This is a genomic window from Mycobacterium sp. E3251 (assembly GCF_001666835.1).
Lineage (GTDB): Bacteria > Actinomycetota > Actinomycetes > Mycobacteriales > Mycobacteriaceae > Mycobacterium.
Window position 1 is genome coordinate 1 of record NZ_LZJF01000106.1, and the last position, 26,518, is coordinate 26,518.

Annotated in this window: 23 protein-coding genes and 1 pseudogene; 11 read left to right on the plus strand and 13 right to left on the minus strand. The window is 67.0% G+C overall.

The window, feature by feature from the left end; translation table 11 throughout:
- From A5697_RS12985 to A5697_RS13000, 3 genes and pseudogenes are all read right to left on the minus strand, one after another.
- On the minus strand, positions 1 to 798 hold a 798-nt coding region (locus A5697_RS12985), incomplete at its 3' end, for a zinc-binding dehydrogenase (protein ID WP_156673285.1).
- Between the two features lie 190 nt (positions 799 to 988).
- A pseudogene (locus tag A5697_RS28760) lies at positions 989 to 2,307 on the minus strand (TetR/AcrR family transcriptional regulator).
- A 65-nt stretch (positions 2,308 to 2,372) separates the two neighbouring features.
- A complete protein-coding gene (locus A5697_RS13000; RefSeq protein WP_068010810.1) occupies positions 2,373 to 3,245 on the minus strand; it encodes an alpha/beta fold hydrolase in 873 nt (290 codons plus the stop codon).
- 170 nt (positions 3,246 to 3,415) lie between these two features.
- Between A5697_RS13000 and A5697_RS13005 the strand changes: the two genes are divergently transcribed.
- Entirely contained in the window at positions 3,416 to 5,110 is a 1,695-nt protein-coding gene (locus tag A5697_RS13005) for an MOSC and FAD-binding oxidoreductase domain-containing protein (RefSeq protein WP_068010788.1), read from the plus strand.
- Between the two features lie 15 nt (positions 5,111 to 5,125).
- Here A5697_RS13005 and A5697_RS13010 read toward each other — a convergent pair whose 3' ends face one another.
- The 3 genes from A5697_RS13010 to A5697_RS13020 all read right to left on the minus strand — a co-directional run bounded on the left by A5697_RS13010 (position 5,126) and on the right by A5697_RS13020 (position 7,738).
- The gene (locus A5697_RS13010; RefSeq protein ID WP_231972063.1) at positions 5,126 to 5,854 is read right to left on the minus strand and encodes an SDR family NAD(P)-dependent oxidoreductase; all 729 of its coding nucleotides are present in this window, start codon (positions 5,852 to 5,854) and stop codon (positions 5,126 to 5,128) included.
- Positions 5,855 to 5,933: 79 nt separating this feature from the next.
- The gene (locus tag A5697_RS13015; RefSeq protein WP_068010792.1) at positions 5,934 to 6,731 is read right to left on the minus strand and encodes a family 1 encapsulin nanocompartment shell protein; all 798 of its coding nucleotides are present in this window, start codon (positions 6,729 to 6,731) and stop codon (positions 5,934 to 5,936) included.
- Complete coding sequence (locus A5697_RS13020; protein WP_068010794.1) at positions 6,728 to 7,738, minus strand: Dyp-type peroxidase; 1,011 nt, start codon at positions 7,736 to 7,738, stop codon at positions 6,728 to 6,730. Before A5697_RS13020 ends, A5697_RS13015 begins: the two co-directional genes overlap by 4 nt.
- A gap of 166 nt (positions 7,739 to 7,904) precedes the next feature.
- Here A5697_RS13020 and A5697_RS13025 point away from each other — a divergent pair, with 166 nt between their 5' ends.
- On the plus strand, positions 7,905 to 9,173 hold the full coding sequence (locus A5697_RS13025) for a M18 family aminopeptidase (protein ID WP_067948681.1): 1,269 nt from the start codon (positions 7,905 to 7,907) through the stop codon (positions 9,171 to 9,173).
- 3 nt (positions 9,174 to 9,176) lie between these two features.
- On the opposite strand, the gene A5697_RS13030 is transcribed toward A5697_RS13025, so the two are convergent.
- Complete coding sequence (locus tag A5697_RS13030) at positions 9,177 to 9,545, minus strand: DoxX family protein (RefSeq protein ID WP_068010798.1); 369 nt, start codon at positions 9,543 to 9,545, stop codon at positions 9,177 to 9,179.
- Between the two features lie 46 nt (positions 9,546 to 9,591).
- Complete coding sequence (locus A5697_RS13035) at positions 9,592 to 10,041, minus strand: nitroreductase family deazaflavin-dependent oxidoreductase (RefSeq protein WP_067948650.1); 450 nt, start codon at positions 10,039 to 10,041, stop codon at positions 9,592 to 9,594.
- Between the two features lie 197 nt (positions 10,042 to 10,238).
- Between A5697_RS13035 and A5697_RS13040 the strand changes: the two genes are divergently transcribed.
- The 5 genes from A5697_RS13040 to A5697_RS13060 all read left to right on the plus strand — a co-directional run bounded on the left by A5697_RS13040 (position 10,239) and on the right by A5697_RS13060 (position 15,627).
- The gene (locus A5697_RS13040) at positions 10,239 to 10,685 is read left to right on the plus strand and encodes a hypothetical protein (protein ID WP_197500988.1); all 447 of its coding nucleotides are present in this window, start codon (positions 10,239 to 10,241) and stop codon (positions 10,683 to 10,685) included.
- Positions 10,682 to 12,208, plus strand: a complete 1,527-nt coding sequence (locus A5697_RS13045; RefSeq protein WP_068010799.1) for a multicopper oxidase family protein — start codon at positions 10,682 to 10,684, stop codon at positions 12,206 to 12,208. Before A5697_RS13040 ends, A5697_RS13045 begins: the two co-directional genes overlap by 4 nt.
- Before the next feature lie 65 nt (positions 12,209 to 12,273).
- Positions 12,274 to 12,621, plus strand: coding sequence for a VOC family protein (locus tag A5697_RS13050; RefSeq protein ID WP_067948648.1), 348 nt, complete (start codon positions 12,274 to 12,276; stop codon positions 12,619 to 12,621).
- 50 nt (positions 12,622 to 12,671) lie between these two features.
- Complete coding sequence (purL, locus tag A5697_RS13055; RefSeq protein WP_068010801.1) at positions 12,672 to 14,969, plus strand: phosphoribosylformylglycinamidine synthase subunit PurL; 2,298 nt, start codon at positions 12,672 to 12,674, stop codon at positions 14,967 to 14,969.
- Between the two features lie 19 nt (positions 14,970 to 14,988).
- Positions 14,989 to 15,627: a CPBP family intramembrane glutamic endopeptidase gene (locus tag A5697_RS13060; protein WP_068010812.1), complete on the plus strand. Its 639-nt coding sequence runs from the start codon at positions 14,989 to 14,991 to the stop codon at positions 15,625 to 15,627.
- On the opposite strand, the gene A5697_RS13065 is transcribed toward A5697_RS13060, so the two are convergent.
- Positions 15,609 to 16,823 carry an MCE family protein gene (locus A5697_RS13065; RefSeq protein WP_068010803.1) on the minus strand — a complete coding sequence of 405 codons (1,215 nt, stop codon included), beginning with the start codon at positions 16,821 to 16,823 and terminating at the stop codon, positions 15,609 to 15,611. The genes A5697_RS13060 and A5697_RS13065 overlap by 19 nt on opposite strands.
- Before the next feature lie 19 nt (positions 16,824 to 16,842).
- Between A5697_RS13065 and A5697_RS13070 the strand changes: the two genes are divergently transcribed.
- The 3 genes from A5697_RS13070 (at position 16,843) to purM (ending at position 20,064) form a co-directional block, all read left to right on the plus strand.
- Entirely contained in the window at positions 16,843 to 17,232 is a 390-nt protein-coding gene (locus A5697_RS13070; RefSeq protein ID WP_068010805.1) for a sterol carrier family protein, read from the plus strand.
- Between the two features lie 139 nt (positions 17,233 to 17,371).
- Positions 17,372 to 18,898, plus strand: a complete 1,527-nt coding sequence (gene purF, locus A5697_RS13075) for an amidophosphoribosyltransferase (RefSeq protein WP_067948640.1) — start codon at positions 17,372 to 17,374, stop codon at positions 18,896 to 18,898.
- A 71-nt stretch (positions 18,899 to 18,969) separates the two neighbouring features.
- A complete protein-coding gene (gene purM / locus A5697_RS13080) occupies positions 18,970 to 20,064 on the plus strand; it encodes a phosphoribosylformylglycinamidine cyclo-ligase (RefSeq protein ID WP_066957902.1) in 1,095 nt (364 codons plus the stop codon).
- A gap of 61 nt (positions 20,065 to 20,125) precedes the next feature.
- On the opposite strand, the gene A5697_RS13085 is transcribed toward purM, so the two are convergent.
- Together A5697_RS13085 and A5697_RS13090 are read right to left on the minus strand one after the other, a co-directional pair.
- Entirely contained in the window at positions 20,126 to 20,311 is a 186-nt protein-coding gene (locus A5697_RS13085; protein WP_067948638.1) for a DUF3073 domain-containing protein, read from the minus strand.
- Between the two features lie 144 nt (positions 20,312 to 20,455).
- Complete coding sequence (locus tag A5697_RS13090) at positions 20,456 to 21,550, minus strand: folate-binding protein YgfZ (RefSeq protein WP_068010806.1); 1,095 nt, start codon at positions 21,548 to 21,550, stop codon at positions 20,456 to 20,458.
- Between the two features lie 78 nt (positions 21,551 to 21,628).
- Between A5697_RS13090 and A5697_RS13095 the strand changes: the two genes are divergently transcribed.
- Positions 21,629 to 22,507, plus strand: a complete 879-nt coding sequence (locus A5697_RS13095) for an aminodeoxychorismate lyase (protein WP_067948634.1) — start codon at positions 21,629 to 21,631, stop codon at positions 22,505 to 22,507.
- A gap of 241 nt (positions 22,508 to 22,748) precedes the next feature.
- Here the strand turns inward: A5697_RS13095 and A5697_RS13100 are convergent, their stop codons facing one another.
- The gene (locus tag A5697_RS13100; protein WP_068010808.1) at positions 22,749 to 24,257 is read right to left on the minus strand and encodes a sensor domain-containing protein; all 1,509 of its coding nucleotides are present in this window, start codon (positions 24,255 to 24,257) and stop codon (positions 22,749 to 22,751) included.
- 139 nt (positions 24,258 to 24,396) lie between these two features.
- A partial coding sequence (locus A5697_RS13105) for a hypothetical protein (RefSeq protein WP_068010816.1) occupies positions 24,397 to 26,518 on the minus strand: 2,122 nt, incomplete at its 5' end.

Below are 26,518 nucleotides of genomic sequence, written 5' to 3' on the forward strand. Positions count from 1 at the left end.
GACACCGCTCGCCATGCGCAGCAGTGGATTGAAATCTCCGATCGGGTCGAGCCCGCCCAGCCAGCCCGCCAAGCAGGCCGTTCCACCGCGGCGCAGCATGTCGAGGGAGTCCAGGATGGTGCTGTTGCCGACCAGGTCCAAGACCGCGTCCACCTGCTTGGCTTCGGCGAGGTGCTCGGCCAGGTCACCTCTCTCCAATTCGACGCGCGACGCGCCCAGCTCCTCCAGCATGGGAAACCGGCCACGAGTCCGCGCGGTGGCGATGACGCGCGCACCGGTGGCGACGGCCATCTTCAGTGCGGCCTGGCCCAACGACGATGTCGCGCCGCGCAACACCAGCGTCTGGCCGACTTTCAAGTCGAGGTTGCGGAAGAGGCATGTCCAAGCGACCGCGTAGGTTTCGGGCAGCGCGGCCAAATCCGACCATGGCAGCTCGGATTCGATGAGGGCAACGTTCGCCGCGCGTACGCGGGTGTACTGCGCGTAGCTACCGTTGATGGTTCGGCCCAGACCACCCATCAGCGCCGCCACCTTGGCGCCCACCGGGAATTCGCCGCCCGGGCATGAGTCGACGACGCCGACGCATTCGATGCCGCTGATTTCCGCGGCTTCGGCCCATTCCCCGCGCCGCATGTGCATCTCGGCGTGGTTGATGCCGAACGCCTTGACTTCGATCACCACCTCGCCGTTCTTGGGCAGCGGCTTCGGAACGTCGGCGAAGACCAGCTTGTCCAGGCCGCCGAACCCGCTAAGGATGATCGCGCGCATTGTTTCCCCGCCGGGCTGCTCGCGCACCATCGCGGGGGCGGTCGGCAGCTGGGATGCGTCGCTGGTGGACAAGTGGCGCTCCTCCCGAATTCCTCGCCGCCTCAACGAATCCGGAGGTGCGTAACCATGGTTAGGTCTCCGGCGCATAATGGGACAGCTGACCCATTTATTATGGGCTATGCGTCCCAATCTGTCCAGGGGTTGGTTGTCGTGATTTGGCTCAGTCCTTGCGCGCGGGTGTCGCGAACGAGCGGACGTAGTCGACGGCGGCGTTGACGGCGGTCCGCAGCGGTTCCGGATCCCCGGTGGCATACGTCAACATCGCACCGCCCTGATGCGCGACGACCAGCGACACCGCCAAGTGGCGGGGGTCCGCGCCGGAGCGCAAGTCGCCGCGTCGGCGCATCGCCGTTAAGCCGGCCTGAAACAGGTCGATCCACTGGTCATACCCGGCGGAGAGATCGTCGTGTATCTGATCGTCGGCGTCGATCAGCTCACCCGCCAACGAGCCGTAGACGCAACCGCCGACGCGGTACACGGCGTCTATGTCGGCGACGCAGGCGTCGGCCCATGCCTGCAGGGCGTCGACACTGTCCAGGGCGCCGAGCGGTGGCTGGGTGTGGAATGCCCGCACGTCTTCGCGGCGGGTGGCAACGACCTGGCGGGTCAGATCGCGTTTGTCCCGGAAATAGTGCGCGATCTGAGAGCCGCCCACCCCCGCGGCGCGCCGAACCTGCTCGATGCTGGTGTTGGCGACGCCCCGCTCGAACATCAGACGGGCGGCTACGTTAACGATGCGCGCGCGAGTCGCCAGTCCCTTGCTGGTGAATCGCGTTGGGCCGTAGTCGCTCACGTGACGGTCCTCCGCCGGCCCCGTGGACGCCGCGCAGGTCGGGTAACCCGCTCGCCGGGTTCGGTGGCAAAGCTGCGTAGGTAGTTGATCGCGAATCGAACCGCGTCCGCGTGGGGCCACTCCGCCCGGTAGGTGAAGGCCAACGTGCCCCCGCCCTGATGGGCGGCGACGATGACCATCGCCAATCGTCGGGCGTCGGCGTCCGCGACCAAGGCGCCGCCGTCCTTCATCCGCTGGATCGCTGCCTGGAGCAGCTCGATCCACTGCCAATAGCCGGCCGCCAGCGTTTCGCGCGTCGCGTCGTCGGACTTCGCCAGCTGGGCGGCAAGCGCGTGGTAGGTGGGCGTGCCGAAATATCCGATGCGCCTGAGGTACCGCATGTTGAGGTCGATCCACCGCTCGAAGCCTTCGAAGGAGTCCAGGCCTCCCAGCGAGGGCTGCCGGTGGAAGTCGAGCACCACGCCGATCTGACGCCTGAGGACCGCGCGAATCAGAGCGCTCTTGTCGGCGAAGTAGTGGGCCAGCTGCGAACCGCTGACCGATGCCGCCTTGCGGACGTTTTCCATGTTCGCCGCGGACAGGCCCTCGGTGACGATCAGCTGGGCGGCCGCTTCCACGATGCGGTCCCGGGTGGCGCGCCCCTTGGCGGTCAACCGTTGTTCGTCTCGAACATCGGAATGTGCCATCGCGTCAGGCTAACCCGCGCGCCTTAAGAACTATGGGATATCCAACCCATTGATTCCGGAACCGGTCAGGCGGTCATGTCAACCTTGGTCAGGAACCCGCGAATCAGCGCGGTGACGTCGTCCAGTGCGGACTCCAGCAGGAAGTGGCCGCCCTCGAGCAGGCGGATCTCGGCATCCGGCAGGTCGTCGGCGAACGCCTCGGCACCGGCCGGACCGAAGATCTCGTCACCGCGACCCCACACCGCCAGCAGCGGCACCTGGCTGGCGCGAAAGTATTCGTGCAGGCGTGGATAGAGCGGCGCATTAGTGGCATAGTCCCGCAACAATTTCAGTTGCACCAAGTCGTTGCCCGGCCGCGATATGAGCGCGTAGTCGTGATGCCACGATTCCGGGTCGACGAGGGTCTGGTCGGGAACGCCGGTGACGTACTGCCATCGCGTGGCGTCCAGCGTAAGGAATTGCCGTACCGCGGCCTCCGTCTCCTGCGTCTGTTCGGTTTGGTAGGCCCGCACAACCTTCCAGAAGCTATCGACGAATCCCGCGTCGTAGCCGTTGCCGTTCTGGGTGATGATCGCGGTAATCGCCGAGGGGTCGCGTAGCGCCAGCCGCCAACCGATCGGCGCGCCGTAATCCTGGACGTATATGGCATGTCTGTCGATGCCGAGCGCGCGCAGCAACCCGGCAGTGAGGTCGGTCAGCACATCGAAGGTGTAGTCGAACTGCTGCACGGACGGCGCGTCGGAAAGCCCGAAGCCCAGGTGATCCGGCGCGATGACGTGAAAATCGTCGGCGAGCGCCGGAAGCAGATGCCGGAACATGTAGGAGCTGGTCGGAAACCCGTGCAACAGCACCAGCGCGGGAGCGTTCGGGTCGCCCGCTTCGCGGAAGAAGAGCCGGTGGCCGTCGACGGTGGCGTATCGATGATGCACGGCTGGCATGGCCATTCTCCTCAATTGCGCGGGGCATCCTGCTCACCAGAAATTTGGGTTACGCAACCCATTATGCACCTGAGCGGGCGCGGTGCAACAGTCGCGCCATCTGTTGCCCTTCGGCACGGAGCGGCATATTCTGGGCCGGCCGTCCCACTGGCGAAGCCCGGAGGTGAATAGTGGGCAAGCTGATTTCGGTAAACGTCGGCATGCCCAAGAACGTTCAGTGGCATGACAAGACCGTCTATACCGGGATCTGGAAGACACCGGTCGAGGGGCCGGTCATGGTGCGCCGCCTGAACCTCGACGGCGACGCCCAGGGCGATCTCGGCGGCCACGGCGGCGAGCAGCGCGCCGTCATGGTGTATCAGACCGAGTCTTACGACTTTTGGAAGAGCTACCTGGGCCGCGACGACCTCGTGCCGGGCCACTTCGGGGAGAACTTCACGATCACCGGGCTGCCCGACGACGAGGTGTGCATCGGTGACCGCTACCGGATCGGTGGGGCCGAGTTCGAGGTGACCCAGCCCAGGGTCACCTGCTTCCGCGTTGGAATGCGCCTGAACGATCCCAGGATGCCGAATTTGCTTGTTTCCCAACGGCGTCCGGGATTCTACTTCCGGGTGATCACTGAGGGAGAGGTCCGTGCCGGCGATGACATCGTGCGGACCAACCGTGGTAGACACGAGCTCAGCGTCGCCGACGTCGATGCGCTACTTTATCTGCCGAACCGCGACGTCGACCGGCTTCGCAAGGTCGTCGACGTCACCGCGCTCAGTCCGGGCTGGCAACAGTCGTTCCGCGACATGCTCGCAGCGCAGCAGGCTTCCGCAGCCCCGGCGCAACCGGCGTGGGAGGGCTTTCGTCCCTTGCGTGTCAACGCAATACGCCGGGAAAGCTCACAGGTGATGTCTCTCTGGATGGAGGCCGACGACCAAGCGAGTCTCCCACCGCCGCTCCCTGGGCAATATCTGACGGTGCGACTCCCCGGCGCGGGCGCACCAGTGCCGCTGCGCAGCTACTCGCTTTCGGGCGACCCGGGCGCCGGGTACTACCGCATCAGCGTCAAACGTGAAGAGCAAGGTCTGGTGAGCCGTTGGTTGCACGAGCACATCGAAGCGGGCTCGGTCGTGGAGGCCGCCGCACCGCGAGGTGAGTTTCACCTCACCGAGGGTGACGGCCCAGTCTTGCTGCTTTCGGCGGGAATCGGTATCACACCGGTCTTGGCGATGTTGCATGCGCTCGCGGCGGTGCGCAGCACCCGCGAGATTTGGTGGGTGCACACCGCCCGCAGTCCTCAAAAACAGGCGTTCGCAGCCGAAGTCACCAGCTTGATCGAGTCGTTGCCGCACGCGCGGCAGTCGGTGTTCTATACGCACACGCAGGGGCGGTTGGGCCGGTCGACACTCGCGGCGCTGGGTATCCCGGCTCATGCCACTGCGTACCTCTGTGGCCCAACACAATTCATGAGCGACATGCGCGAAGCACTCATCGCGGAGGGCTTGGCCCCTGAGCGGATCCACAGCGAGCTATTCGGCGCCCTGCCGTCGATCAACCCGGGTATCGTCGACGGCGCTCCCCGTATCCCGCCGCATCCCCCGGCGGGAACTCCGGGAACCGGACCGTCAATCACGTTCGCGCGCAGCGGACTAACGGTGAATTGGTCAGGCCAATTCGAGAGCATCCTCGAACTGGCCGAGGCTTGCGACGTGCCCACCCGGTTCTCCTGCCGGAGCGGCGTGTGTCATGTGTGCGTCACCGGTGTCGTCACCGGCAGGGCCAGTTACGCGCAGCCGCCGCTGGAGCCGCCCGAGCAGGGGACGATACTCATCTGCTCGGCGGCTCCAGAGACAGATCTAGTGCTGGACGCATAGGCGAAAAGCCCTGCCTCAGGCGGCGATTGCAAGCTGGCCGCCGGCCACGGGCAACACCGCGCCGTTGACATAGCTGGCGTCCGTGGAACTGAGGAAGACGACCGCACTGGCAATTTCGCCAGGATCGGCCGGCCGGCCGAGCGCGGTGCTGGCTGCCACCGCCTCCAACACGCCGGGCAGGGCCGCGACGCCGGGAGTGTCGGTGGGCCCGGCGGCGATGGCATTCACCCGCACCCCGGATGGCCCGAACTCATCCGCCCACACCCGGGTCAGCAATTCGAGGCCGGCCTTGGTGGCGCCGTAGATGCCGGCACCGCTCGCCGGCACCGAAGCCGCGACGGTGCTCACGTTGACCACCGAGCCGCCGCCGCGCTCGATCATGCCCGGCACCAATCGCTGGACCAAAATGTAAGGCGCGCGCAGGTTGGTATTCACATGCTGGCCGAACGTTGCGTCGTCGGTGTCTACGGTCGCGCCGAATTTGTAGATACCGGCGTTGTTGACCAATATGTCGACCGGCCCAGTCTCGGCCGCAAGCCGGCGGACATCGTCGGCGTCACTAAGGTCTGCGGCGACGAAACGCGCCCTGCCTCCGGCGTTTTCGATCTCGCGCACCGTCTTCGCGCCCCGTTCGGCGTCGCGGCCATGCACCACAACCTCGACGCCACGCCCCGCGAGTTTCAGCGCGATTGCGCGGCCGATACCCGACGTGGCTCCGGTCACCAGCGCGGTGGAGCCTGCCATTGTTGTTGCCATCGGACCCTGCCTCCGGGAGAGAAGTTCACTTGTCTCCCGCTCAGCAGCCGCGCGCCGGCATTTATTCCTAGGAGCTCAGCGGGACCGCCGCCTCGGCGGTGTAGCACAGGAACGTCAGGGTCTCCTGCAGATACAGCTGCACGGTGTCCGCATCGTGGCTTGTGTAACCGATCGACACGTCGGTCCCGAGCTGTAGATCGAAGTCGCCGCCACGGGTGGTGAGCACGAAAGCACCGTCGATGGCCGGCGCCCAGATGATGTCTCCCGGAACCAGCCGGTCGATGTGCTCGAGGATCGGATAGCCGTGTTCGGTGGTCTCGCTGACCTTCGTGTAGACGTCGGCGGACAGCAACACCGAGTACGGGCCGTCGACGCCGGCCAGCCGCAATTCGGAGATCGCCTGCGTGATGACATCGGGAATTTCGCGAGGATCGGCCGGCAAGGTCAGCGGCTTGTTCGAGCTGGCGGAGCGGATGCCCTCGATCGACGCGGCGGCGTAGCCCTCGAAGATCGCCCGGTCTTCCACGAACGCCAACTTCTTGGCGGCCTCCTTGACCGGGTCCCAGTCGGAGTCCTGCGCACCACGCTCGACGTTGTCGATCTCGTAACGCGAGAGGGTAAACGGAACCCTCAGCCGGACAAGGGGTTTGCTCGCACGCAGGTGAGCCTCCACGCCGTCGGACGGTGCCGCCACGTCGATCAAGCGGCCAGTGCTGACCGCCGCGGTGACCGCGCCGCCGGGGCCGCTGACGTCGACCACCCGGCGCCCGGCGACATGGCGTTTGAATGTCCGGGTCGCCTCCGTTTCGATTTCTTCCCAAGCGGCTTCGGTGACCGGTGCCAGGTCGCGGTAGAGGTTGTTCATGAAGGGTTTCCTTTCAGGCTGCCGATCGAAAGTGAGCCGTCTTGTGCAACAGACGTTTCCGCCACCGGCGCTGCGGGCAGTGGCGGTGGATCATCGAGGAAGTCCACGGTGGGGGAGAAGAACAAGCCTCCGGTGACCGCGGTGGAGAACTCGAGGATGTGGTCGGTGTTCCCCGGTGGATTCCCGAGAAACATGTTGCGCAGCATCTGTTCGGTGACTCGCGGCGTGCGGGAATAACCGATGAAGTAGGTGCCGTACTCGCCCTTGCCGAGCTCGCCGAACGGCATGTTGTGCCGCACGATCTTCAGCTCGGTGCCGTCGTCGTCAGTGATCACGTTCAGGGCGATGTGGGCGTTGGCCGGCTTCTGGTCGTCGTCGAGTTCGAGGTTCTCCAGCTTGGTCCGGCCGATCACCAACTCCTGCTCGCTGACCGACAGCGCGTTCCACGAAGACATTTCGTGCAGATATTTCTGCACGTGCACGTAGCACGACCCCTCGAACTCGGGATCTTCGGCGCCGATGGCGGTGGCGCTGACGGCCAACGGACCGTCGGGGTTTTCGGTGCCGTCGACGAAGCCCAACAGGTCGCGGTTGTCGAAGTAGCGGAATCCGTGTACCTCGTCGACGACGGTGACGGCACCGGCCATTGACCTCAGGATGCGGTCGGCCAATTCGAAGCACACGTCCAAGCTCTCGGCCCGGATGTGGAACAGCAGATCCCCGGGCGTGGCCGGGGCGGTGTGCCGCGGACCTTTCAGTTCGACGAACGGGTGCAACTCGGCGGGCCGCGGACCGGAAAACAAGCGATCCCAGGCTCGCGAGCCGATCGAGGCGATGGCTGACAACCGTTTCGGCGGCTCGCGGAACCCGATCGCACGCACCAGTCCGGAGATCTCAGGAAGCGCGTCGTGCACCGTCGCTTCCCCGCCGTCGTCGATGGTCACTACCAGGAAGACCGCCGCAGGCGTCAACGGCTCGAGGATCGGCTGCGGCTGGACGGGAGGCACATGGGCGACCCTAGCGTGGCGACGGCGAGCGCAGGAAGTGCGCGAGCAAGGAGCCGCGCAATCAGACCGAGCGTGGCGACGGCGAGCGCAGGAAGTGCGCGAGCAAGGAGCCGCGCAATCGGACCTAGCGTGAACTCCGTCGTCGGCGACAGCCATGATGTTGAACATGTCGGCCAGCGCCGCAGGCCTCTGCGAATTCATCGACGCTTCTCCGTCGCCGTTTCACGTCTGTGCCACGGTGGCGGCGCGGTTGACCGCCGCCGGGTACACCGAACTGAGCGAGGCCAACCGCTGGCCGGACCAACCGGGTCGCTATTTCACGGTGCGGGCCGGCTCGCTGGTCGCCTGGAATTCCGATCGGCCCGACGGCCCGTTCCGGATCGTCGGCGCACACACCGACAGCCCTAACCTAAGGGTCAAGCAGCATCCGGATCGGCTGGTCGCCGGTTGGCGCGTCGTGGCGCTGGAACCGTACGGCGGAGCGTGGCTTAACTCCTGGCTGGACCGCGACCTGGGCATCAGCGGACGGTTGTCGGTGCACTCGAGTGCTCGAGGCACGGGGATCGAGCACCGGCTGGTCCGGATAGACGAGCCGATCCTTCGAGTACCGCAGCTTGCCATTCACCTGGCCGAGGACCGCAAATCACTGACGCTGGACCCGCAGCGACACGTCAACGCGGTCTGGGGCGTCGGCGCCGAAGCGAGGTCTTTCGTTGACTTCGTCGCGGAACGCGCCGGGGTTGCGCCCGCAGCGGTCCTGTCCGCCGACCTGATGACCCACGACCTCACCCGATCGACGGTGCTCGGCGCCGACGGTGACCTACTCAGCGCTCCCCGACTGGACAACCAGGCCAGCTGTTATGCCGGGATGGAGGCTCTGCTCGCCGCCGAGCCGCGTGGCGTCGTGCCCGTGCTGGTGCTTTTCGACCACGAGGAAGTCGGTTCGTCTTCCGATCACGGTGCGCAGTCCAACCTGCTGAGCACCGTCCTCGAGCGGATCGTGCTCGCCGCCGGCGGCACCCGGGAAGACTTCCTGCGTCGGCTGCCCGAGTCGTTGCTGGCCTCGGCGGACATGGCACACGCCACCCACCCCAACTATCCGGAGCGGCACGAGCCCGGCCACCTCATCGAGGTCAACGCCGGCCCGGTGCTCAAGGTGCACCCGAACCTGCGTTATGCCACCGACGGGCGCACGGCCGCGCCCTTCGCGCTGGCCTGCCAGCAGGCCGGGGTCGCCCTGCAGCGTTACGAGCACCGCGCCGATCTGCCGTGCGGGTCGACGATCGGGCCCCTGGCCTCGGCCCGGACCGGCATCCCCACCGTCGACATCGGCGCCGCACAGCTGGCGATGCACTCCGCGCGGGAATTGATGGGCGCTCACGACGTAGTCACCTACTCGGCGGCGATGCGCGCGTTCCTTTCGCCCGAGCCGTGAGGCTTAGACGACAGCCGGGTGGGCAATCAGGGTGAGTGCGAAGGTCGCGGCGTTGAGTGCGAGCACGAACCCGGCGAAGACGAACTGACCGGAAATATCGTTGGCGACTACGTGGGTGTACATCGCGCAGATAAAGAAGATGGTCAGCCCGGCCGCCGCCGCGATGCCGATCGCTGGAATCCACAGTCCGACCACAAGCCCAAGCGCGCCTAGGGTTTTCAGGGTGCCGATGGGGAATCTCAGCCAGGACAGTGGGACCCCGGCCCGTCGCATAGGCGGAATGATGGGCGCGAAGTGGAGCAGCGCGCTCACGCCCGAAAATCCGTCGAGGGCGATGGCAATTATCGTCACGGCAAGGTACGCGGTGTGCATGTTGGTGGCTCCGAGGATGGTCGACCGATAGGGGAATCGTCGGGAGTTAGCCCGCCGGAATGGGGTCCAATCGGAACACGGCGATCCGGCCTGCCAGCGCCTCGACCTCTTCGGGATGGCCGTCACGCACCAGGCCCGAGCGCTTCAAGAAGCCGACACCGACCGGCACTTGGATCGGGTACTCCCGCAACACGGGGCGGGCCTGCTCGGCGGTCAGCTCAGTTATCCTGACTCGCCGCACCTTTCGGCCCTTGCGGAGCGTCCCGGCGCCGGCGGCGCGCGCATTGCGTGCCCAATCGGCACCGGGGAATCCGGCCACGGCAAAAAGCTGTCCGTCCAGCCTGAAGGGTGTCATCGGCGTGCTGCGCGGTCGTCCCGTTTTGCGGCCCGGCACCGTCAAAACCATGGGCGGTCCCGTGGGTACACCCAGCTTTTGCATCGCGATCATGAACTTGTTCATCGGCTTCAGCCAGCGGGGCGGCGTCGGACTGGACATCACTTCTCCTTGGTGTATTCCGTTGCGGCGAACGTGGAATCGGCTGTGATGGGAACCGCCGAGGTTCTAACCGAGCAGCTCGTAATTCAAGGACGGATCGGCGGCGCAGAAAGTTACAGCTGCGTGCGTAACTTTTCGAGGCGCCGTCTCGTCGTCATTCCTGAGCACGGATCCGACGCCCATGACGAAGGAGAACCATGACAGACGCCAAGCTGTACGCAGGCTGGTGGTCTCGCGACGCTAACCAGCGCTGGCCCCGGGTAGTCGCCCGTGCTACCAGCACCACGCTGGCGATCCTGGCGGTGGCTCAGGCCGCACTGGCCGGCAGTTTCCTGGGCGGGCAGTACAACGCACTGATGCTGCACTCAGTCGGCGCCAAAGTGACCACGGTGCTCTCCGTCGTGCAGGTGGTTGTGCTGGTGATCGTCAGCAGGACAGGCGGGCCGCGGTGGCCGGTAGCGGTGGGTACGCTCGTGACGATTCTCTTCGTCGCCGAGTTCGCCTCGGGTGAATTGCGGCTGACGGGCCTGCACGTTCCGCTCGGAGTTCTGCTGATTGCCGGAATCCTGCAGCTGACCGCGTCGGTTTGGCGCCTGCCGCTGACCGCACTCCCTCTCGCGGAACAGCAGGACGTGACTCGGTGAATCGACGCAGCGCGTTGCGGTTGGGCGCCGCCGCGGCAGGGATCGGGGTTGTGGGCGCCGGCTGGCCACTGTCCAGCACACTGCTGGGCTCCGCCGAGTCGGGGCGACTGATGCGCAGTGAGACCAAACTGCCTGCCCGTTACCAAGTCCCGCTGCCGATCCCGGAACAATTGACGCCAGTCGGCACCGATGCTCACACCGACTACTACGAGATCACGCAGCAGGTCACGCAATTACGCATCCTGCCCGAGATGACCACCGCGGCATGGACTTACAACACGAGCTTTCCCGGCCCAACTATTGCATCGCGGTCCGGCCGACGCACCGTCGTGCGGCACCGCAACGCTCTGCCGGTGCCGGTGGTGGTACACCTGCATGGCGGGCACACCCCACCGGACCACGATGGGTACCCGACCGATTTCATCCTGCCGCAGGCCGGTCAACCGGCCGCAATGGACATGGCGCGCAACGGCGTTGTCGGGCAACGTGATTACGTCTATCCGCTGGATCAGCGAGCCGCAACGTTGTGGTACCACGATCACCGCATGGGCTACACCGGTGCCGCGGTGTGGCGCGGGCTGGCCGGATTTCACCTGGTTCACGACGACGAGGAAGACGCGTTGCCGCTGCCTCGCGGCTTCCGGGATATCCCGCTGATGATCGCCGATCGTGCGTTCGCCGCCGATGGTTCGTTCCGGTACCCGGCCGCTGACCCCGGTGGGGTGACGGGCGACTACATGAACGGCGTCCTGGGCGACGTCATCCTCGTCAACGGTGCGCCATGGCCGGTGTTGCAAACCGATCCTGCCCGCTATCGCCTGCGGCTACTCAACGCATCCAACGCCCGTCGCTATCGCCTGCAATTGGACCCGCAGCCGCCTGGAGGGGCGGCACTGGTGCAAATCGGCAGTGATGGCGGATTGCTCGCGCGGCCGGTAAGCCATGACTTCATCGACATCGCTCCGGCCGAACGTTTCGAGGTTGTCGTCGACTTCGGCCGCTATCAGCGTGGAACAAGCGTGCGCCTCCTCAACCTGTTGGGTACCGGAAGCGCCGCCGAGGTCATGCGGTTCGACGTCGTCGGCAGCGACCGTTCCGATGATTCAGCGATCCCCGAGCGGCTCGGCACCAGCGCCCCCCTCGGCCGAGAGCAAGTCGTGGCCACCCGGACCTTCCTCTTCCGCCTAGGCAGAAGAGGCGTCTGGACGATCAACGACCTGCCGTATCAACCGGGCCGGCCGCTGGCGCGCCCCAGGCTCGGCACGACAGAAATCTGGCGGTTGATCAGCGAGTTCCACCATCCCGTTCATGTGCACCTGAACTCCTTCCAAGTGCTCTCCCGCAACAACCGCGCGCCCGGACGTTTCGACGGGGGCTGGAAAGACACCGTCGACGTCCGCCCGGCCGAGACCGTGGAAGTCCTCACCCGCTTCACCGACTACGCTGGCTCCTACCTGCTGCATTGCCACAACCTCGAGCACGAAGACATGGCCATGATGGCCGACTTCCTGACCATCGCGTAACCGCTGGATGACGGCACAGGCACAAAGCTGGGCCTGAGCCCGTGAGAGGCCTATGGTCTGGCGGTATGGCGCTCAACGTGGAGATGATCACTTTCGACTGCCGGGATCCCGCGAAGCTGGGCGGATGGTGGGCCGAGCAGTTCGGTGGTACGACGCAGGAATTGCTCGCCGACGAGTTCACCGCGGTGAGTTTGTCCGAAGGACCCCGCCTCGGATTCCAGAAGGTGCCCGACCCCACGCCCGGGAAGAACCGCGTGCATCTCGACTTCGGCGCCGCCGACGTTGATGCCGAGGTGTCTCGGCTGATAGCCGCCGGGGCCACCGAGGTGGGCCGGCACGAATTCGGCGAAAATTTCCGCTGGGTGGTGCTGGCAGACCCCGAGGGCAATGTGTTCTGCGTCGTCGGTCAATAGCCCCCGCGGCCGCCCCACGGCCACGTCACCGCAGCCCTAGACTGTCTGGCGTGACAGTCTCCGGGACGAGCGCCCGCACCCAGGCGATCGACACCGTCGAGCGCGCCGCTGCCAGCCCCGACCAGCCGCAGCCGTTCGCCGAACTCGGTCTCAAAGACGACGAGTACCAGCGAATTCGTGAGATCCTCGGCCGCCGACCCACGGACACCGAGCTGGCGATGTATTCGGTGATGTGGAGCGAGCACTGCTCGTACAAGTCGTCCAAGGTCCACCTGCGCTACTTCGGTGAGACCACCACCGACGACATGCGCGCCGGCATGCTGGCCGGCATCGGCGAAAACGCCGGCGTGGTCGACATCGGCGACGGCTGGGCCGTCACGTTCAAAGTGGAATCGCACAACCATCCCTCCTACGTCGAGCCTTACCAGGGCGCGGCGACCGGCGTCGGCGGCATCGTCCGCGACATCATGGCCATGGGCGCGCGGCCGGTCGCCGTGATGGACCAGCTTCGGTTCGGGGCCGCCGACGCGCCGGATACCCGCCGGGTGGTCGACGGGGTGGTCCGCGGGATCGGTGGCTACGGCAACTCGCTCGGATTGCCCAACATCGGCGGCGAGACCGTCTTCGACGCCTGCTACGCCGGCAACCCATTGGTCAACGCCCTGTGTGTGGGCGTGTTACGCCAGGAGGACCTGCACCTGGCGTTTGCCTCGGGCACCGGAAACAAGATCATCCTGTTCGGCGCGCGCACCGGTCTCGACGGCATCGGCGGGGTGTCGGTGCTGGCGTCGGAAACCTTCGACAGCGAAGGGTCCCGCAAGAAGCTGCCCTCGGTGCAAGTGGGTGACCCTTTCATGGAAAAGGTGCTCATCGAGTGCTGCCTCGAGCTCTACGCGGGCGGCCTGGTGATTGGCATCCAGGACCTCGGTGGCGCCGGATTATCCTGCGCGACTTCGGAATTAGCGTCGGCCGGAGACGGCGGAATGGCGATCGAGCTCGACGCCGTCCCGTTGCGGGCCAAGGACATGACGCCCGCTGAGGTGCTCTGCAGCGAGTCGCAGGAGCGGATGTGCGCGGTGGTGGCGCCGGACAACGTGGACGCTTTCTTGGCGGTGTGTCGTAAATGGGAGGTGCTGGCGACGGTGATCGGCGAGGTCACCGACGGTGACCGGTTGCGGATCACCTGGCGCGGGGAGACGGTTGTCGACGTGCCGCCGCGCACCGTGGCACACGAGGGGCCGGTGTACCAGCGGCCTGTCGCCCGGCCCGAATCACAGGACGCCCTGAACGCGGACCGGTCAACGAGCCTGCCGCGCCCGGCGACGGGAGAGGAGCTGCGCGCGACTTTGCTTGCGCTGCTGGGCAGCCCGCACCTGTGCAGCCGTGCCTTCATCACCGAACAGTACGACCGCTATGTGCGCGGCAACACCGTGCTGGCCGAGCACGCCGACGGTGGTGTGCTTCGCGTCGACGAGACCACCGGCCGCGGCATCGCGCTATCGACCGACGCGTCCGGACGCTACACGCTGCTCGATCCGTATGTCGGAGCCCAACTCGCGCTGGCCGAGGCCTACCGCAACGTCGCCGTCACCGGCGCGACCCCCGTCGCGGTGACCAACTGCCTCAATTTCGGCTCTCCGGAAGACCCCGGCGTGATGTGGCAGTTCTCGCAGGCGGTGCGGGGACTAGCGGATGGCTGTGCGGCCCTTGGTATTCCGGTCACTGGCGGCAACGTCAGCTTCTACAACCAGACGGGGTCGGCAGCGATTCTGCCCACGCCTGTGGTCGGTGTGCTCGGTGTGCTCGACGATGTCCGCCGGCGCATCCACACCGGTCTGGGTGGCGAACCGGGCGAGACCCTGATGCTGCTGGGCGATACGCGCGATGAACTCGACGGTTCCATCTGGGCGCAGGTGACGGCCGACCACCTGGGTGGGCTGCCGCCCGCGGTCGACCTGGCGCACGAGAAGTTATTGGCTGAGGTGCTGACCGCGGCCTCCCGCGATGGGCTGGTGTCGGCGGCGCACGACCTGTCCGAGGGCGGGCTCGCGCAGGCGATCGTGGAGGCCGCCCTGGCGGGCGAAACCGGTTGCCGCATTGTGCTTCCCGAGGGTGCCGATCCGTTCGTCACGTTGTTCTCCGAGTCAGCGGGCCGGGTCCTGATTGCGGTGCCACGCACCGAGGAGAGCCGGTTCCGGGCGATGTGTGAGGCGCGGGGGCTGCCCGCGGTGCGCATCGGCGTCGTCGACCAGGCCTCGGACGCGGTGGAGGTTCAGGGCCTGTTCACGGTGTCGCTGGCCGAACTGCGCGAGACGTCCGAGTCGGTGCTGCCCCACCTCTTCGGATAAGTCCCGCCGGCGAATGCTGATGGGCCGAAACGGTTTTCGCCGGGCAGGTGCGTTCTCATTGGCTGCCGCCCTGGTCAGCTGGAGCTTTGTCGGCCCGCGACTACCCGCCGCTTGGCGCGTCGCGGTGCAGGCCGGAGCGGCCGGCTTGCTGGTGCTGGTGACGCGTGCTCCGCTGGGTTTATCTCCGCCGCGGCTTTGGGTGGGGTTGCGGCTGGGGTCGGCGGCCGGCGCGGCGGCGGCGAGCGTGATCGCGGCTACGACGGCGCTGCCGTTGGTGCGGGCATCGATGGCCGAGCGGGAGCCGCCCGGATCGGTGCCCGCCTGGCTGCTGCTGCGCATTCCCGTCGGGACCGTGTGGGCCGAGGAGGCCGCGTTCCGGGCGGCGCTGACCGTTGTCGCTTCCGGGGCATGTGGCAGGCCCGGCGGAAGGTTGTTGCAAGCGGCGTGCTTTGGGCTCTCCCACGTCGCAGACGCGAGGTCGGCGGGCGACCCGGTGATGGGCACCGTTTTGGTGACGGGCATCGCGGGCTGGTTATTCGGTTGGCTGGCAGAGCGTTCCGGCAGCCTCGCCGCGCCGATGTTGGTGCACCTGGCCATCAACGAGGCCGGCGCGATCGCCGCGCTCGGCGTGCGGCGGCGTCACGGGTTGATGGTGTAGTCGCCCAGCTGTCGACCCCACACATGCTCGACGAAAAGCGGTGAACCGAGTTCAAAGTGGTTGTAGGGGGCCATGCTTGCGCCGGTGTCCATCACCAGAAACGGCGCCGGCCACAGCTCGCGGGTGATTGTCTGCCAACAGCCCGGCATGCCGCCGGGGCCGCCCCTGGCGTTGGTTCGGGGCAGATTCTCCGGCCAGATGTACGGATTGGGCGCGCCGGCGATTGCGCCCGCTGCGTGCGCGCCCAACGAGTAGCCGTTGTCGCCGAGGGCGTTGTGGATCTTGGGTCCGACCTCGTTGAAATTGCGGATGGTGCAGAAGATTTCCGGGCTGTATTCATCGAGCAGCTGGCTGGAGCTCACCAGATCGGCCGCCCCCCGGGCCAGGTATGGTCCGCCGCGGCCGAATACGTCGGCGCCCGCGCCGCCCAGGCCGGCCGCCGCCAGCAGCGCGGCATCCAGGTCGCCTTGCTGGCGGTTGAGCGCACGCGCCGTGGTCACCGCGTGGTCCAGCGCGTCCCACAAGTCCGGCGAGGCGTTGGCGTACGTGTCGCCGAGCGCGGCCAACCGCCGGATGTCGCCGCGGATTTCCCGCATCTGGGGATTCACGTCGTCGAGGATCGTGTTCCCGTTGACCACAGAGTCGCCGAACTTGTCGCCCAACCCCGTCAGGGCTTGCGCGGCCGCGCTGAGCGTCAGATTCACCTTGACCGGGTCGACTTTCTCCGCGATCGAGATGAGTGTCTCGAACACGGTGTTGAACTCGGTCGTCACCGACCTCGCATCGATCACGGTTGACGGCGTGATCGCTTGGGCCGCGGGCTGCGGCGGCGAGTTCAACGCGACGTATTTATTGCCGAAGACCGTGGTGGCCTTGATGGCCGCCGCCACGTTGGCCGGAATCATCGCGACGTATCGGGGGGTGATATCCAGGACCACCTTGGCGGCCGGCTTGCCGTCGCGGGTGATCTCGGAAATGCTCGCCACCCGGCCGATCTGCACCCCGTTGTAGGTGACCTTGGATCCCGGATCCATCACCAGTCCGGCCCGGGTGGCGACCATGGTGAGCTTCGTCGTCGGCGTGAGATCGCCACGGAACTGCAGGTACAGGAGCGACCCGGCCAAACCCATGATGATGACCGTCACGAGGCCGACGGTCTTGTACGGTGGCCCGCGCCGCAGGCGACGACGCTCCATGAGTTTGAGACCCTAGGGTATGGCCGCCCGTGAAAAGGCCGATCCGGCAAAGACTCGGCAGGCCGTGTTGGCGGTGGCGGATTGGTTACGCGACGAATCCCTGCCGGACCCCGACCGAGAGAGTCTTGCCGCGGCCGTCCGACTCACCGCGCGCACTCTGGCCGCCGTGGCGCCCGGCGCCAGCGTCGAGGTGCGTATCCCACCCTTTGTCGCGGTGCAATGCGTCGCGGGGCCCAGGCACACCCGGGGCACGCCTCCCAACGTCGTGGAGACCGATCCGCGGACGTGGCTGCTGCTGGCGACCGGGCTGTTGTCTTTCCAGGAGGCGAAGGACGCCGCTGCGCTGAGCCTTTCCGGCGCTCGGGCGGGTGAGATCGAGCACTGTCTGCCCTTGTTCGATGTCGGCTGAATCGTAACCCTGAACTGCAGGTTTAGAGTCAGCTGCGGGAATTTTCGCCCCTCAACACGCGCTGTTAATTCGCGGTCGCGGGCGTCGGACCCGTAGACTCCGTTACGTCACCAACCGTTCCCCAGGGAGCCCCCCAATTGTGACCGACCAGGAACCCGAGCAGGACCTCAACTCGCCTCGTGAAGAGTGTGGTGTATTCGGGGTCTGGGCCCCGGGCGAAGACGTCGCAAAGCTCACCTATTACGGCTTGTACGCCCTGCAGCATCGCGGGCAGGAAGCCGCGGGCATCGCCGTCGCCGATGGATCGCAGGTCCTCGTCTTCAAGGACTTGGGCTTGGTCAGCCAGGTGTTCGACGAGCAGACGCTCGCGGCGATGCCGGGCCATGTCGCCATCGGGCATTGTCGCTACTCCACCACGGGCGACACCACGTGGGAGAACGCGCAACCGGTGTTCCGCAACACCGCCGCCGGCACCGGCGTCGCCCTAGGGCACAACGGAAACCTGGTCAACACCGCCGAGCTCGCCGCCCGCGCCCGCGATGCGGGCCTGATCGCCCGCCGCGCGCCCGCCCCGGCCACCACGGACTCCGACATCCTGGGCGCGCTGCTGGCCCACGGCGCGGCCGACTCCACGCTGGAGCAGGCGGCCCTGGACCTGCTGCCAACCGTGCGCGGTGCGTTCTGCCTGACGTTCATGGACGAGAACACGCTGTATGCGTGCCGCGATCCGCATGGGGTGCGGCCACTTTCGCTCGGACGTCTGGATCGCGGCTGGGTGGTGGCCTCCGAAACCGCGGCCCTCGACATCGTCGGCGCGTCGTTCGTGCGCGACATCGAGCCGGGCGAGCTGCTCGCGATCGACGCCGACGGGGTGCGCTCCACGCGTTTCGCCAACCCCACCCCCAAGGGCTGCGTCTTCGAGTACGTCTACCTTGCGCGTCCGGACAGCACGATCGCCGGCCGGTCCGTGCACGCCACCCGGGTGGAGATCGGTCGCCGGCTGGCCCGTGAATGCCCGGTCGACGCCGACCTGGTGATCGGGGTCCCGGAGTCGGGCACCCCGGCCGCGGTGGGATACGCGCAGGAGTCCGGCATTCCGTACGGGCAGGGCCTGATGAAGAACGCCTACGTCGGGCGGACCTTCATCCAGCCGTCCCAGACCATTCGCCAGCTCGGTATTCGGTTGAAGCTCAACCCACTTCGCGAGGTGATCCGCGGCAAACGGCTCATCGTCGTCGACGACTCGATCGTGCGGGGGAACACCCAGCGCGCGCTGTTGCGGATGCTGCGCGAGGCCGGTGCCGTCGAAGTCCACGTGCGCATCGCGTCGCCGCCCGTGAAGTGGCCTTGCTTCTATGGCATCGACTTCCCTTCGCCGGCCGAGTTGATCGCCAACGCCGTGCAGGACAAAGAGGAGATGCTCGAAGCCGTGCGGCACGCCATCGGTGCGGACACCCTCGGCTACATCTCGCTGCGTGGCCTGGTGGCGGCGTCCGAGCAACCCGCGTCGCGGCTCTGCACCGCCTGCTTCGACGGCAAGTATCCGATCGAACTGCCCGAGGAGACGGCCTTGGGTAAGAACGTCATCGAGCACATGCTCGCCAACGCCGCCCGCGGAGCCGGTCTCGACGATCTGGCACCCGACGAAGTGCCGATCGTCCACTGACGGACGTCCGGCGCGCCCCTTCCACGACGTTTGATAACGGCGGTCGGCGGCGCCCGGTAGCCTTTATCGCGATGACGGATCCCGGAAAAAGCCCCGGACGAAGCCCGGGCACCCACGGCATCACCTACGCGTCGGCCGGGGTGGACATTGAGGCCGGCGACCGCGCCGTTGAAATGTTCAAGCCGCTTGCGACGAAGGCCACCAGGCCCGAGGTGCGGGGCGGCCTCGGTGGGTTCGCCGGGCTGTTCGCGTTGCGCAACGACTACCGCGAACCGCTGCTGGCGGCCTCCACCGACGGGGTGGGAACGAAGCTGGCGGTCGCCCAGGCGATGGACAAGCACGACACCGTCGGCCTGGACCTGGTCGCGATGGTGGTCGACGACCTCGTGGTGTGTGGCGCCGAGCCGCTGTTCCTGCAGGACTACATCGCGGTGGGCCGGACGGTGCCCGAACGCCTCAGCGCGATCGTCGCGGGTATCGCCGAGGGGTGTGTGCGAGCCGGCTGCGCGCTGCTGGGCGGGGAAACCGCCGAACATCCCGGCCTGATGGAACCCGACCACTACGACATCTCGGCGACCGGTATCGGCGTCGTCGAGGCCGACGACGTGTTGGGTCCCGAACGCGTCAAACCCGGCGACACCATCATCGCGATGGGCTCCTCCGGCCTGCATTCCAACGGCTACTCCCTGGCGCGCACGGTGCTGCTCGAGATCGACCGGATGAACCTGGCCGGGTATGTCGAAGAGTTCGGCCGCACCTTGGGCGAGGAGCTGCTGGAGCCGACCCGGATCTACGCCAAAGACTGCCTGGCGTTGACCGCCGAAACCCATGTCCGCACGTTCTGCCATGTCACCGGCGGCGGACTTGCCGGCAATCTGCAACGCGTCATCCCGCACGGCCTGGTTGCCGAGATCGACCGCGGGACTTGGACGCCCGCCCCGGTGTTCGCCATGATCGCCCAGCGTGGGCGGGTGACGCGCGAGGAGATGGAGAAGACGTTCAACATGGGCGTGGGCATGGTCGCCGTGGTCGCCCCCGAGGACACCGACCGGGCCCTGGCCATCTTGACGGCCCGCCACTTGGACTGCTGGGTGCTGGGAACCGTCTGCAAAGGCGGTAAAGAGGGCCCGCGGGCAAAGCTCGTCGGTCAGCACCCGAGATTCTAAAAGCCGGGAGCGGGGCTAGCTCCGTGCCGAAGCGAGTGCCATCGGCATCGCGGCGTCAGTTCTAGCGACGCCAGTCGTCGCTGTCTGCCCAGGAGTCGGCGACGCCGTCGTCCTCCAGCTCGGTGGAGTCGCCGGCACCCGTTCCTGCCAGCTCTTGCTGAAGCCGCTGGAAGTCGGTCTGCGGAGAACTGTATTTGAGTTCTCGAGCAACCTTGGTCTGCTTTGCCTTAGCCCGGCCGCGGCCCATGGGGGAACCCCCTCGCGCAATAACGGAGCGGCCCGAATCAGGCGGCTCCGATCTCCTGGTGTCGTTATTGTCCTGCCGACAGTTTACCGTGCCTTATGGTCGGGCGTCGGTGCCCCCTGCCGCTGTGGCGGACATCATTCACAATTATCTCGCACCGCCCCGCAAGCGTTCAACGGCCAGCCGTCCCGCGCCGATCTGTTCCGTGGCCGGCAGCGAATCGGCGTCGATCACCGCAGCGACCGAAGCCTGCGGGCCGGTCGCCAATTTCGTGTCCGCGGGCAACCCACGCTTGATGAGCGCCAGGGCCACCGGCCCGAGGTCCACGTGATCCACCACGGTGCCAAGACGACCGACCACGCGACCACCCGCGAGCACCGGGTCGCCCGTCGAGGGCCGCTCGACCGAGCCGTCGAGGTGCAACAGCACCAGCATCCGGGGCGGTTTACCGAGGTTGTGCACCCGCGCGACGGTCTCTTGGCCGCGATAGCAGCCCTTGTCCAAGTGGACGGCGCCCTCACCGGGACCGCCGATCCACCCCACCTCGTGCGGAATCGTTCGCTCATCGGTGTCGACGCCCAACCGCGGGCGCAGCGCCACCACCCGGTGTGCTTCGTAGGCCCACACCCCCGCGGGTCGCAACCCCGCCTGCACCAAGCGGTTTTGCCAGCCGGCGGACTCGCCGCGCGGGACCACCAAATCCAGTTCGATTCGGCCGGACGGACCGCCGGGCATACGTCGCACAAAGCCTCCGCCGGCCACCGGGATCGCCGTCAGCTCGGCGGGCAGGGCGTCCACGCCGAGCGCATCGAGCGCCGCCCGGTCGGATAGGCCCGGGCCCAACAACGAAAGCACCGCCATGTCGGCGGCAGCCGGAGTCACGTCGGACCAAAAGACCATCTTGCGCAGGTAGTCCAGCAGCGGTTCGCCCCGCCAGGGTTCGGTATCCAGGTAGGTGGTGCCGCCGAGTTCGGTTTGGACCCAGTGGTCCTCGACGCGGCCCTGACCGTCAAGGCTGAGGTTCTGGGTGCTGGCGCCCTCCGGGAGGTCGCTGACGTGCTGCGTGGAAATGCTGTGGAGCCACTTCTGGCGATCGTTACCGGTCAGGGTGAGGACCGCCCGGTGCGAGCGGTCTACCACGACTGCAGCGGTTTCGGCCGCGCGCTGCTCGCCCAGGGGGTCGCCGTAATGCCAGACGGCGCCCGCGTCGGGTCCGGCATCGGGTGCAGGCACTGCAGTCATGGGTCAACTCTACGGACCCCTTGCCGCCCGCCGACGAGCGTGCGGCCACCCTCACATTCGCGGCTAGGCTTTACCTTCATGGCAGGGCAGGCGGGTGTCATCGTCACGCTGGACGGCGCGATTCATCCGCCGGACGCGCCGCTGCTGCACGCCGACGATTTGGCGGCGGTGCGCGGCGACGGCATCTTCGAGACTCTGTTGATCCGCGACGGCAGACCCTGTCTGGTCGAGTCCCACCTGCAACGGCTGACCCAGTCGGCGAGGTTGATGGACCTACCCGAGCCGGACCTGCCGAGCTGGCGCGATGCGATCGGGCTGGCCACTCGGCAGTGGGTCGCGGACACCGCTGACGAAGGCGCGATGCGCCTGATCTACAGCCGCGGCCGGGAGGGCGGGACGGAGCCGACCACCTATGTGATGGTCAACCCCGTCCCCGAACGAGTGACGGCGGTTCGGCGCGAGGGCCTGGCCGCGGTGACGTTGGACCGCGGACTGCCCTCGGCCGGTGCCGACGCCATGCCGTGGCTGCTGGCCGGCGCCAAGACGCTGTCCTACGCGGTCAACATGGCCGCGTTGCGTCATGCCGCCCGACAAGGCGCCGGTGACGTGATCTTCGTCAGCTCGGACGGCTACATCCTGGAAGGGCCGCGCTCGACGGTGGTGATCGCGACGGAGGCCGGTGGGGACCTGTGTCTGCTCACGCCGCCGCCGTGGTATCCGATTTTGCGCGGCACCACGCAACAGGCCCTTTTCGAGGTGGCGCGGGCCAAAGGGTACGACTGCGATTACCGCGCGCTGCGTCCCACCGATCTCCATGCCGCGCAAGGGATCTGGCTGGTCTCGAGTATGACGTTGGCCGCCCGCGTGCACACCCTCGACGGTCGGCCGTTGCCCCGGTCACCGTTGGCCGCCGAATTCGCCGCACTGGTCGACTCGGCGATCGTCAGCGATCGCTAAGCGCTGAATTGTGTTGTCGGCTTGCGGAATCCCGGGTACGGTCGGCCGTACACAAGAAGGGAGGTGGTCCGAGAATTGATAGCTTCATGGACATGTGAGGTGGCTGCGCGCTAGCAGCAGTGGCTTTCGAAGAGCCGGCGATATACGCGCGCTGGCGAATTCCCCGTAGCCACCCGGCCCCCGAGCTTCCGGTCTGTCCAACCAGGAGCCTTGCTCGGGGGCCGCTCCATGTCTGGAGTGGTTACTGGCCCACCTTCGCGGCTATCTGCCCGGCGAGTTTGCCCGCCTGACCGGTCTCGGCGTCGGGGCCGCACAGCAGCAGGTCGACGACCACACTGGACACCGCGTGCAGCGCGTGGTGGCAGATCCGGGTTCCGTCCGCTTGGGTCCGCGCCTGGAAGATCCTCGGTACGGTCCCGGTCACCTCACCAAAGGTCCACCCGTAGGACTTGCCGTTGAAGTTCACCGTGATCTGCTGTCCGGCGCACGCCTTCCACTTGTCCGCGGACCCCTGCACGAACGCGGTCGCCTTGTCAGGCGACGAGAACTGTACGACCGCTTCGTAGAGCCGGTGCGGCGGGTTTTCGCCGGCGGTGTGCACGGCTTGCCCGCTCACCGCGGTGTAGCCGTCCGCCCCCTTGTAGGACGATTCCTCGATGGGTTCGTATGCGCCCTTGCAGTCCGGATTGGACAGCGTCGCCCGCAGGTTGCGCAGTTGTGCGGCCTTTTCGGAAACCACCAGGTTCGGGTCGCCCACGACGGCGCCGACGTCGGCGGGGCCGAGCAGATACGAGTCCAAGTTTGAGGCGTTGCCGGCGGCCGGGGCGCTGGGCGCCGCCGAACTGGGGGTGCCGCCGGCTTTCGGGGACGGCTTCGTCTTGCCTCCCTGCATGGTCAATACGACGGCGATCACGATCGCCGCGATGACCGCCGCAGCCGCGCCGCCGAGGATCATCAGCCTCTTTCCGGACCCGCCCGCCGCCGTGGGCGCGGCGGCCTTCGGCAACGGACCGGTGGGCGATGCTGGTGCGGCGGGTTGCGGTGCGGCAGGGGCCGGGGTCGTCGTCTCCGACGGTCCCCCCGACGAACTGTCCCTGGCCTCGATCTCGGCCAGCACGTTGTCGATTTCGGTGCGGGTGCGGTAGGTGACGTCGTGGCGCAGGCGCAGCATGCGCAACAGCTGCCCGATGTCGCCGCGGGCGCTGGGGTCGTCGCCGTCCTCGTCGAGTCCCTGCCTCAATTCGATCAAGAGCTGGGTCTGTGCCTGCGGGCTGAGCTCTTTTTCGGCGAGGGTGTCACCCAACCGGGTGATGTACCCGAACGGCACCGGTGGCTCTTCGGGCAGCGGGTCCGGCAACGGCACCGGCTTGCTTTGCAGTGCGTGTACGGCGGTTACGAGTTGGATGCCGGCGTCGACGGTCGGTTCCCGGTAGTCGATGATCTGCAATGCCGCAAGGGGATTCACGCGCATGCTGTCGACGTCACCGATGCGCACGGGAAGGATCGGCCGGTTCAGTGCCCTCGCGTACCGCAACTCGGCCTGGCTGGGTTTGGACTGCAGCCAGTTGTTGGACAGCGCAACGATGAACACGTCGCACGAGCGGACCTGCTCGAGGATCTTGTTCCACCACGATTCACCGCCGCCGAGCTCCTGGTCGAACCAGACCTGTTGCTGCGCGCGCCGAAGCGCGGCCGTCAGAGCGTCGACCGCCGCCCTGTCTTGGCTCGAGTAGCTGATGAACAGCGGCATCACGGTCTCCTACGGGGAGGCGTAGCAAACAAACGGCGAAATCGGCGCACCCGGCTATTGGGCATGCGCCGATACCGTATCAGTGCTGGGCGGTGTCAGACGGCGCAAATTCGCGCCTATCCGGGGCGACGGCTGAAACCTAAGCTTGGGCGCCGCCAACCGCTGAAGCGTCCTCGGGAGGGTGGAATTCGGCATAGCGACGCGCGAATTCTGCGCCGGGAACCGGCCACTGCTCGCCTGTGGATCCCCGGACGACCCAGTCGCCCTCCGCCGCGGTGGTCGGCCCTTCCAATGTGTTCACCGTCTCGCCCGGGTAGGCAGGACGGGCCTGGACGCGCCCTTTGCGCTGCCAGCGCCCGTCGCCGGCCGGCTCGTAGGAATCCCGGAAGATGTCGTCGCGAACCGACCACACCCGGCCGTCTTCCTGGATCGCCCAGTCGCCGGCGTCGGCGCGCATGGTGTGGCCCGAATCCGACGTCCACGTCCATGGGGTGCTTCGCTGTTCGGCGGCCACCGTCCCTACCCGGGTGAAGGATCGCCAGAGCGGGCGCGACCGGAAGCCAAGCTGGCGCAGGCTCCACAACGTGGCCGCCAGGCTGCGCACCGCGGCACTGAGTAACTCGGGATCGCTCTCGACCACCGACCAGTCGACCAGCTTGTTGTGGATCTTGCGCGAATCGTCGCGCGGCGAACCGTATTTCCAACCGTTGTGGCGGTAGTAGCGGCACCAATCCTCGTGCTCCGCGCGGGCCATGCTCATCGCCGAATACCGATCGAAGCCCATCAGGGCCAGCTGTTCCAAGGGAGGCAGCCCCGCCATCTCGTTGCCGGACAGCTGGGCGGGCGGGCTGCCCCACGTATTCCAGGTGTGGCCCGCGATCTGCTCGACCATCCACAGCGCATTGCGCACTTGACGCCGATTGGACCCCCGGTAGAACTCATTGAGCTCGGCCCAGGGCATCGTCGCCGGGGAGCGTGGCGCGGCCGCGTCGATCGTCGACACATAACGCTCGTGGATCAGCCTCGCCGCGCGCTCCCAGGCGTCCTGCGCCTGGCCTTCCTGGGTGTCCAGCACCAACGAGTAGGACTGCAACCGGCCGACGACCTGAATCGAGTCGTCACTGATGCTGGTGTTGAGGTCCGAGGCGTAGATGGGCATGTCGGGGAAGCGGGCCGCGAGCCGCGCGGCGGTCGTCGCGGCGTGGGAGTCCACGAAGATCACGGCACTGGTCGCGGGGTCGACATCACCGATCAGCTTCAGCATGGTCGGGACCGTCGGCGACTCGGCCGTGGCATCGATGGCCGGTCCCTCCGACATGAATCCCGCCTGCTGCCGGTAGAACTCGTGATCCGCCAGGTACTCCTGGGCGTCCCTTTCGACCAGCGTGAGCGCGGGCAACGGCGCCACGCCCGGCGGGGTGTAAAAGTCGCGTTCCAACGCGCGCTGGGTTAGGTAGGCACACAGCGCGAGGGTCAATTGCGAAGAGCCGCAGACGAATACCCGACTCGTTCGCCCCGTTGCGATGATGCCGTCGAGCAGCCTGGCCGCGGTCACCTCATACCTGCCGACCACATCGGCCGCCCACCGGATGTCCGACCCGCCGAACTGCTGGGCCCGCCAGGCCTGCGCCAGCCAGGGGTCGTCCATCCGGACGATCAGCGGCAACCGGCGCTTGTGGGCGACCTCGTCGAGTCGGCGGCCGATCTGGTTCAGCCACAACAGGTTGACCGCCGGGTCGGGCGCCATCAGGTAGAGGCGCGACAGGTGTCGCCACAGCCGCAGGGACACCAGCGTGGACGGGTTGTTGAAGTCCACCAGGACCACCCGGGCGCCCTGCCTGCGTGCCCGCTGCACCCGGTCATCGCCGGCGCCGGTGATGACGACCAGCGTGCCGCGTCGGTCCAGCGTCCGCGCGACTTCGCTGACGATTGACTGGGTGTCGCCGTCGATCCCGACGATGGCGGTGACGGAATCAGCCAGGTTGGCCCGCAGCCGGTCCACCTGGGCCCGGAATACCCCCACCACGACGCCCCCCAGCCCGGTGAAGATCGCCGACAGTGCCGCGATGCGGGCCAGTTCCAGGCCGACCGGCGTTGGGCTCGGGCAGGTGCGTCCGCTCACCGAGAAGTCGCCGGTGCCACCCTTGACCAGACTGGCCGTCGCCATCAGTGGCGTGAAGAAAGCGGGATGGTTGGCGTCGTGGCATCCCCAATAGGAGGTCAGGCCCAGGATCGCGCTCATGCCGATGAGGACGGCGATC

Bases quoted from the DNA above. Each gene is read 5' to 3' on its own strand.
- A5697_RS13000 (WP_068010810.1), bottom strand. From the start codon at position 3,245: ATGCCAGCCGTGCATCATCGATACGCCACCGTCGACGGCCACCGGCTC.
- A5697_RS13010 (WP_231972063.1), bottom strand. From the start codon at position 5,854: ATGGCAGGCTCCACCGCGCTGGTGACCGGAGCCACGTCGGGTATCGGC.
- A5697_RS13015 (WP_068010792.1), bottom strand. From the start codon at position 6,731: ATGAACAACCTCTACCGCGACCTGGCACCGGTCACCGAAGCCGCTTGG.
- A5697_RS13025 (WP_067948681.1), top strand. From the start codon at position 7,905: ATGTCGGCCAGCGCCGCAGGCCTCTGCGAATTCATCGACGCTTCTCCG.
- A5697_RS13030 (WP_068010798.1), bottom strand. From the start codon at position 9,545: ATGCACACCGCGTACCTTGCCGTGACGATAATTGCCATCGCCCTCGAC.
- A5697_RS13035 (WP_067948650.1), bottom strand. From the start codon at position 10,041: ATGTCCAGTCCGACGCCGCCCCGCTGGCTGAAGCCGATGAACAAGTTC.
- A5697_RS13040 (WP_197500988.1), top strand. From the start codon at position 10,239: ATGACAGACGCCAAGCTGTACGCAGGCTGGTGGTCTCGCGACGCTAAC.
- A5697_RS13050 (WP_067948648.1), top strand. From the start codon at position 12,274: ATGGCGCTCAACGTGGAGATGATCACTTTCGACTGCCGGGATCCCGCG.
- A5697_RS13060 (WP_068010812.1), top strand. From the start codon at position 14,989: ATGGGCCGAAACGGTTTTCGCCGGGCAGGTGCGTTCTCATTGGCTGCC.
- A5697_RS13065 (WP_068010803.1), bottom strand. From the start codon at position 16,823: ATGGAGCGTCGTCGCCTGCGGCGCGGGCCACCGTACAAGACCGTCGGC.
- A5697_RS13070 (WP_068010805.1), top strand. From the start codon at position 16,843: ATGGCCGCCCGTGAAAAGGCCGATCCGGCAAAGACTCGGCAGGCCGTG.
- purM (WP_066957902.1), top strand. From the start codon at position 18,970: ATGACGGATCCCGGAAAAAGCCCCGGACGAAGCCCGGGCACCCACGGC.
- A5697_RS13085 (WP_067948638.1), bottom strand. From the start codon at position 20,311: ATGGGCCGCGGCCGGGCTAAGGCAAAGCAGACCAAGGTTGCTCGAGAA.
- A5697_RS13090 (WP_068010806.1), bottom strand. From the start codon at position 21,550: ATGACTGCAGTGCCTGCACCCGATGCCGGACCCGACGCGGGCGCCGTC.
- A5697_RS13095 (WP_067948634.1), top strand. From the start codon at position 21,629: ATGGCAGGGCAGGCGGGTGTCATCGTCACGCTGGACGGCGCGATTCAT.
- A5697_RS13100 (WP_068010808.1), bottom strand. From the start codon at position 24,257: ATGCCGCTGTTCATCAGCTACTCGAGCCAAGACAGGGCGGCGGTCGAC.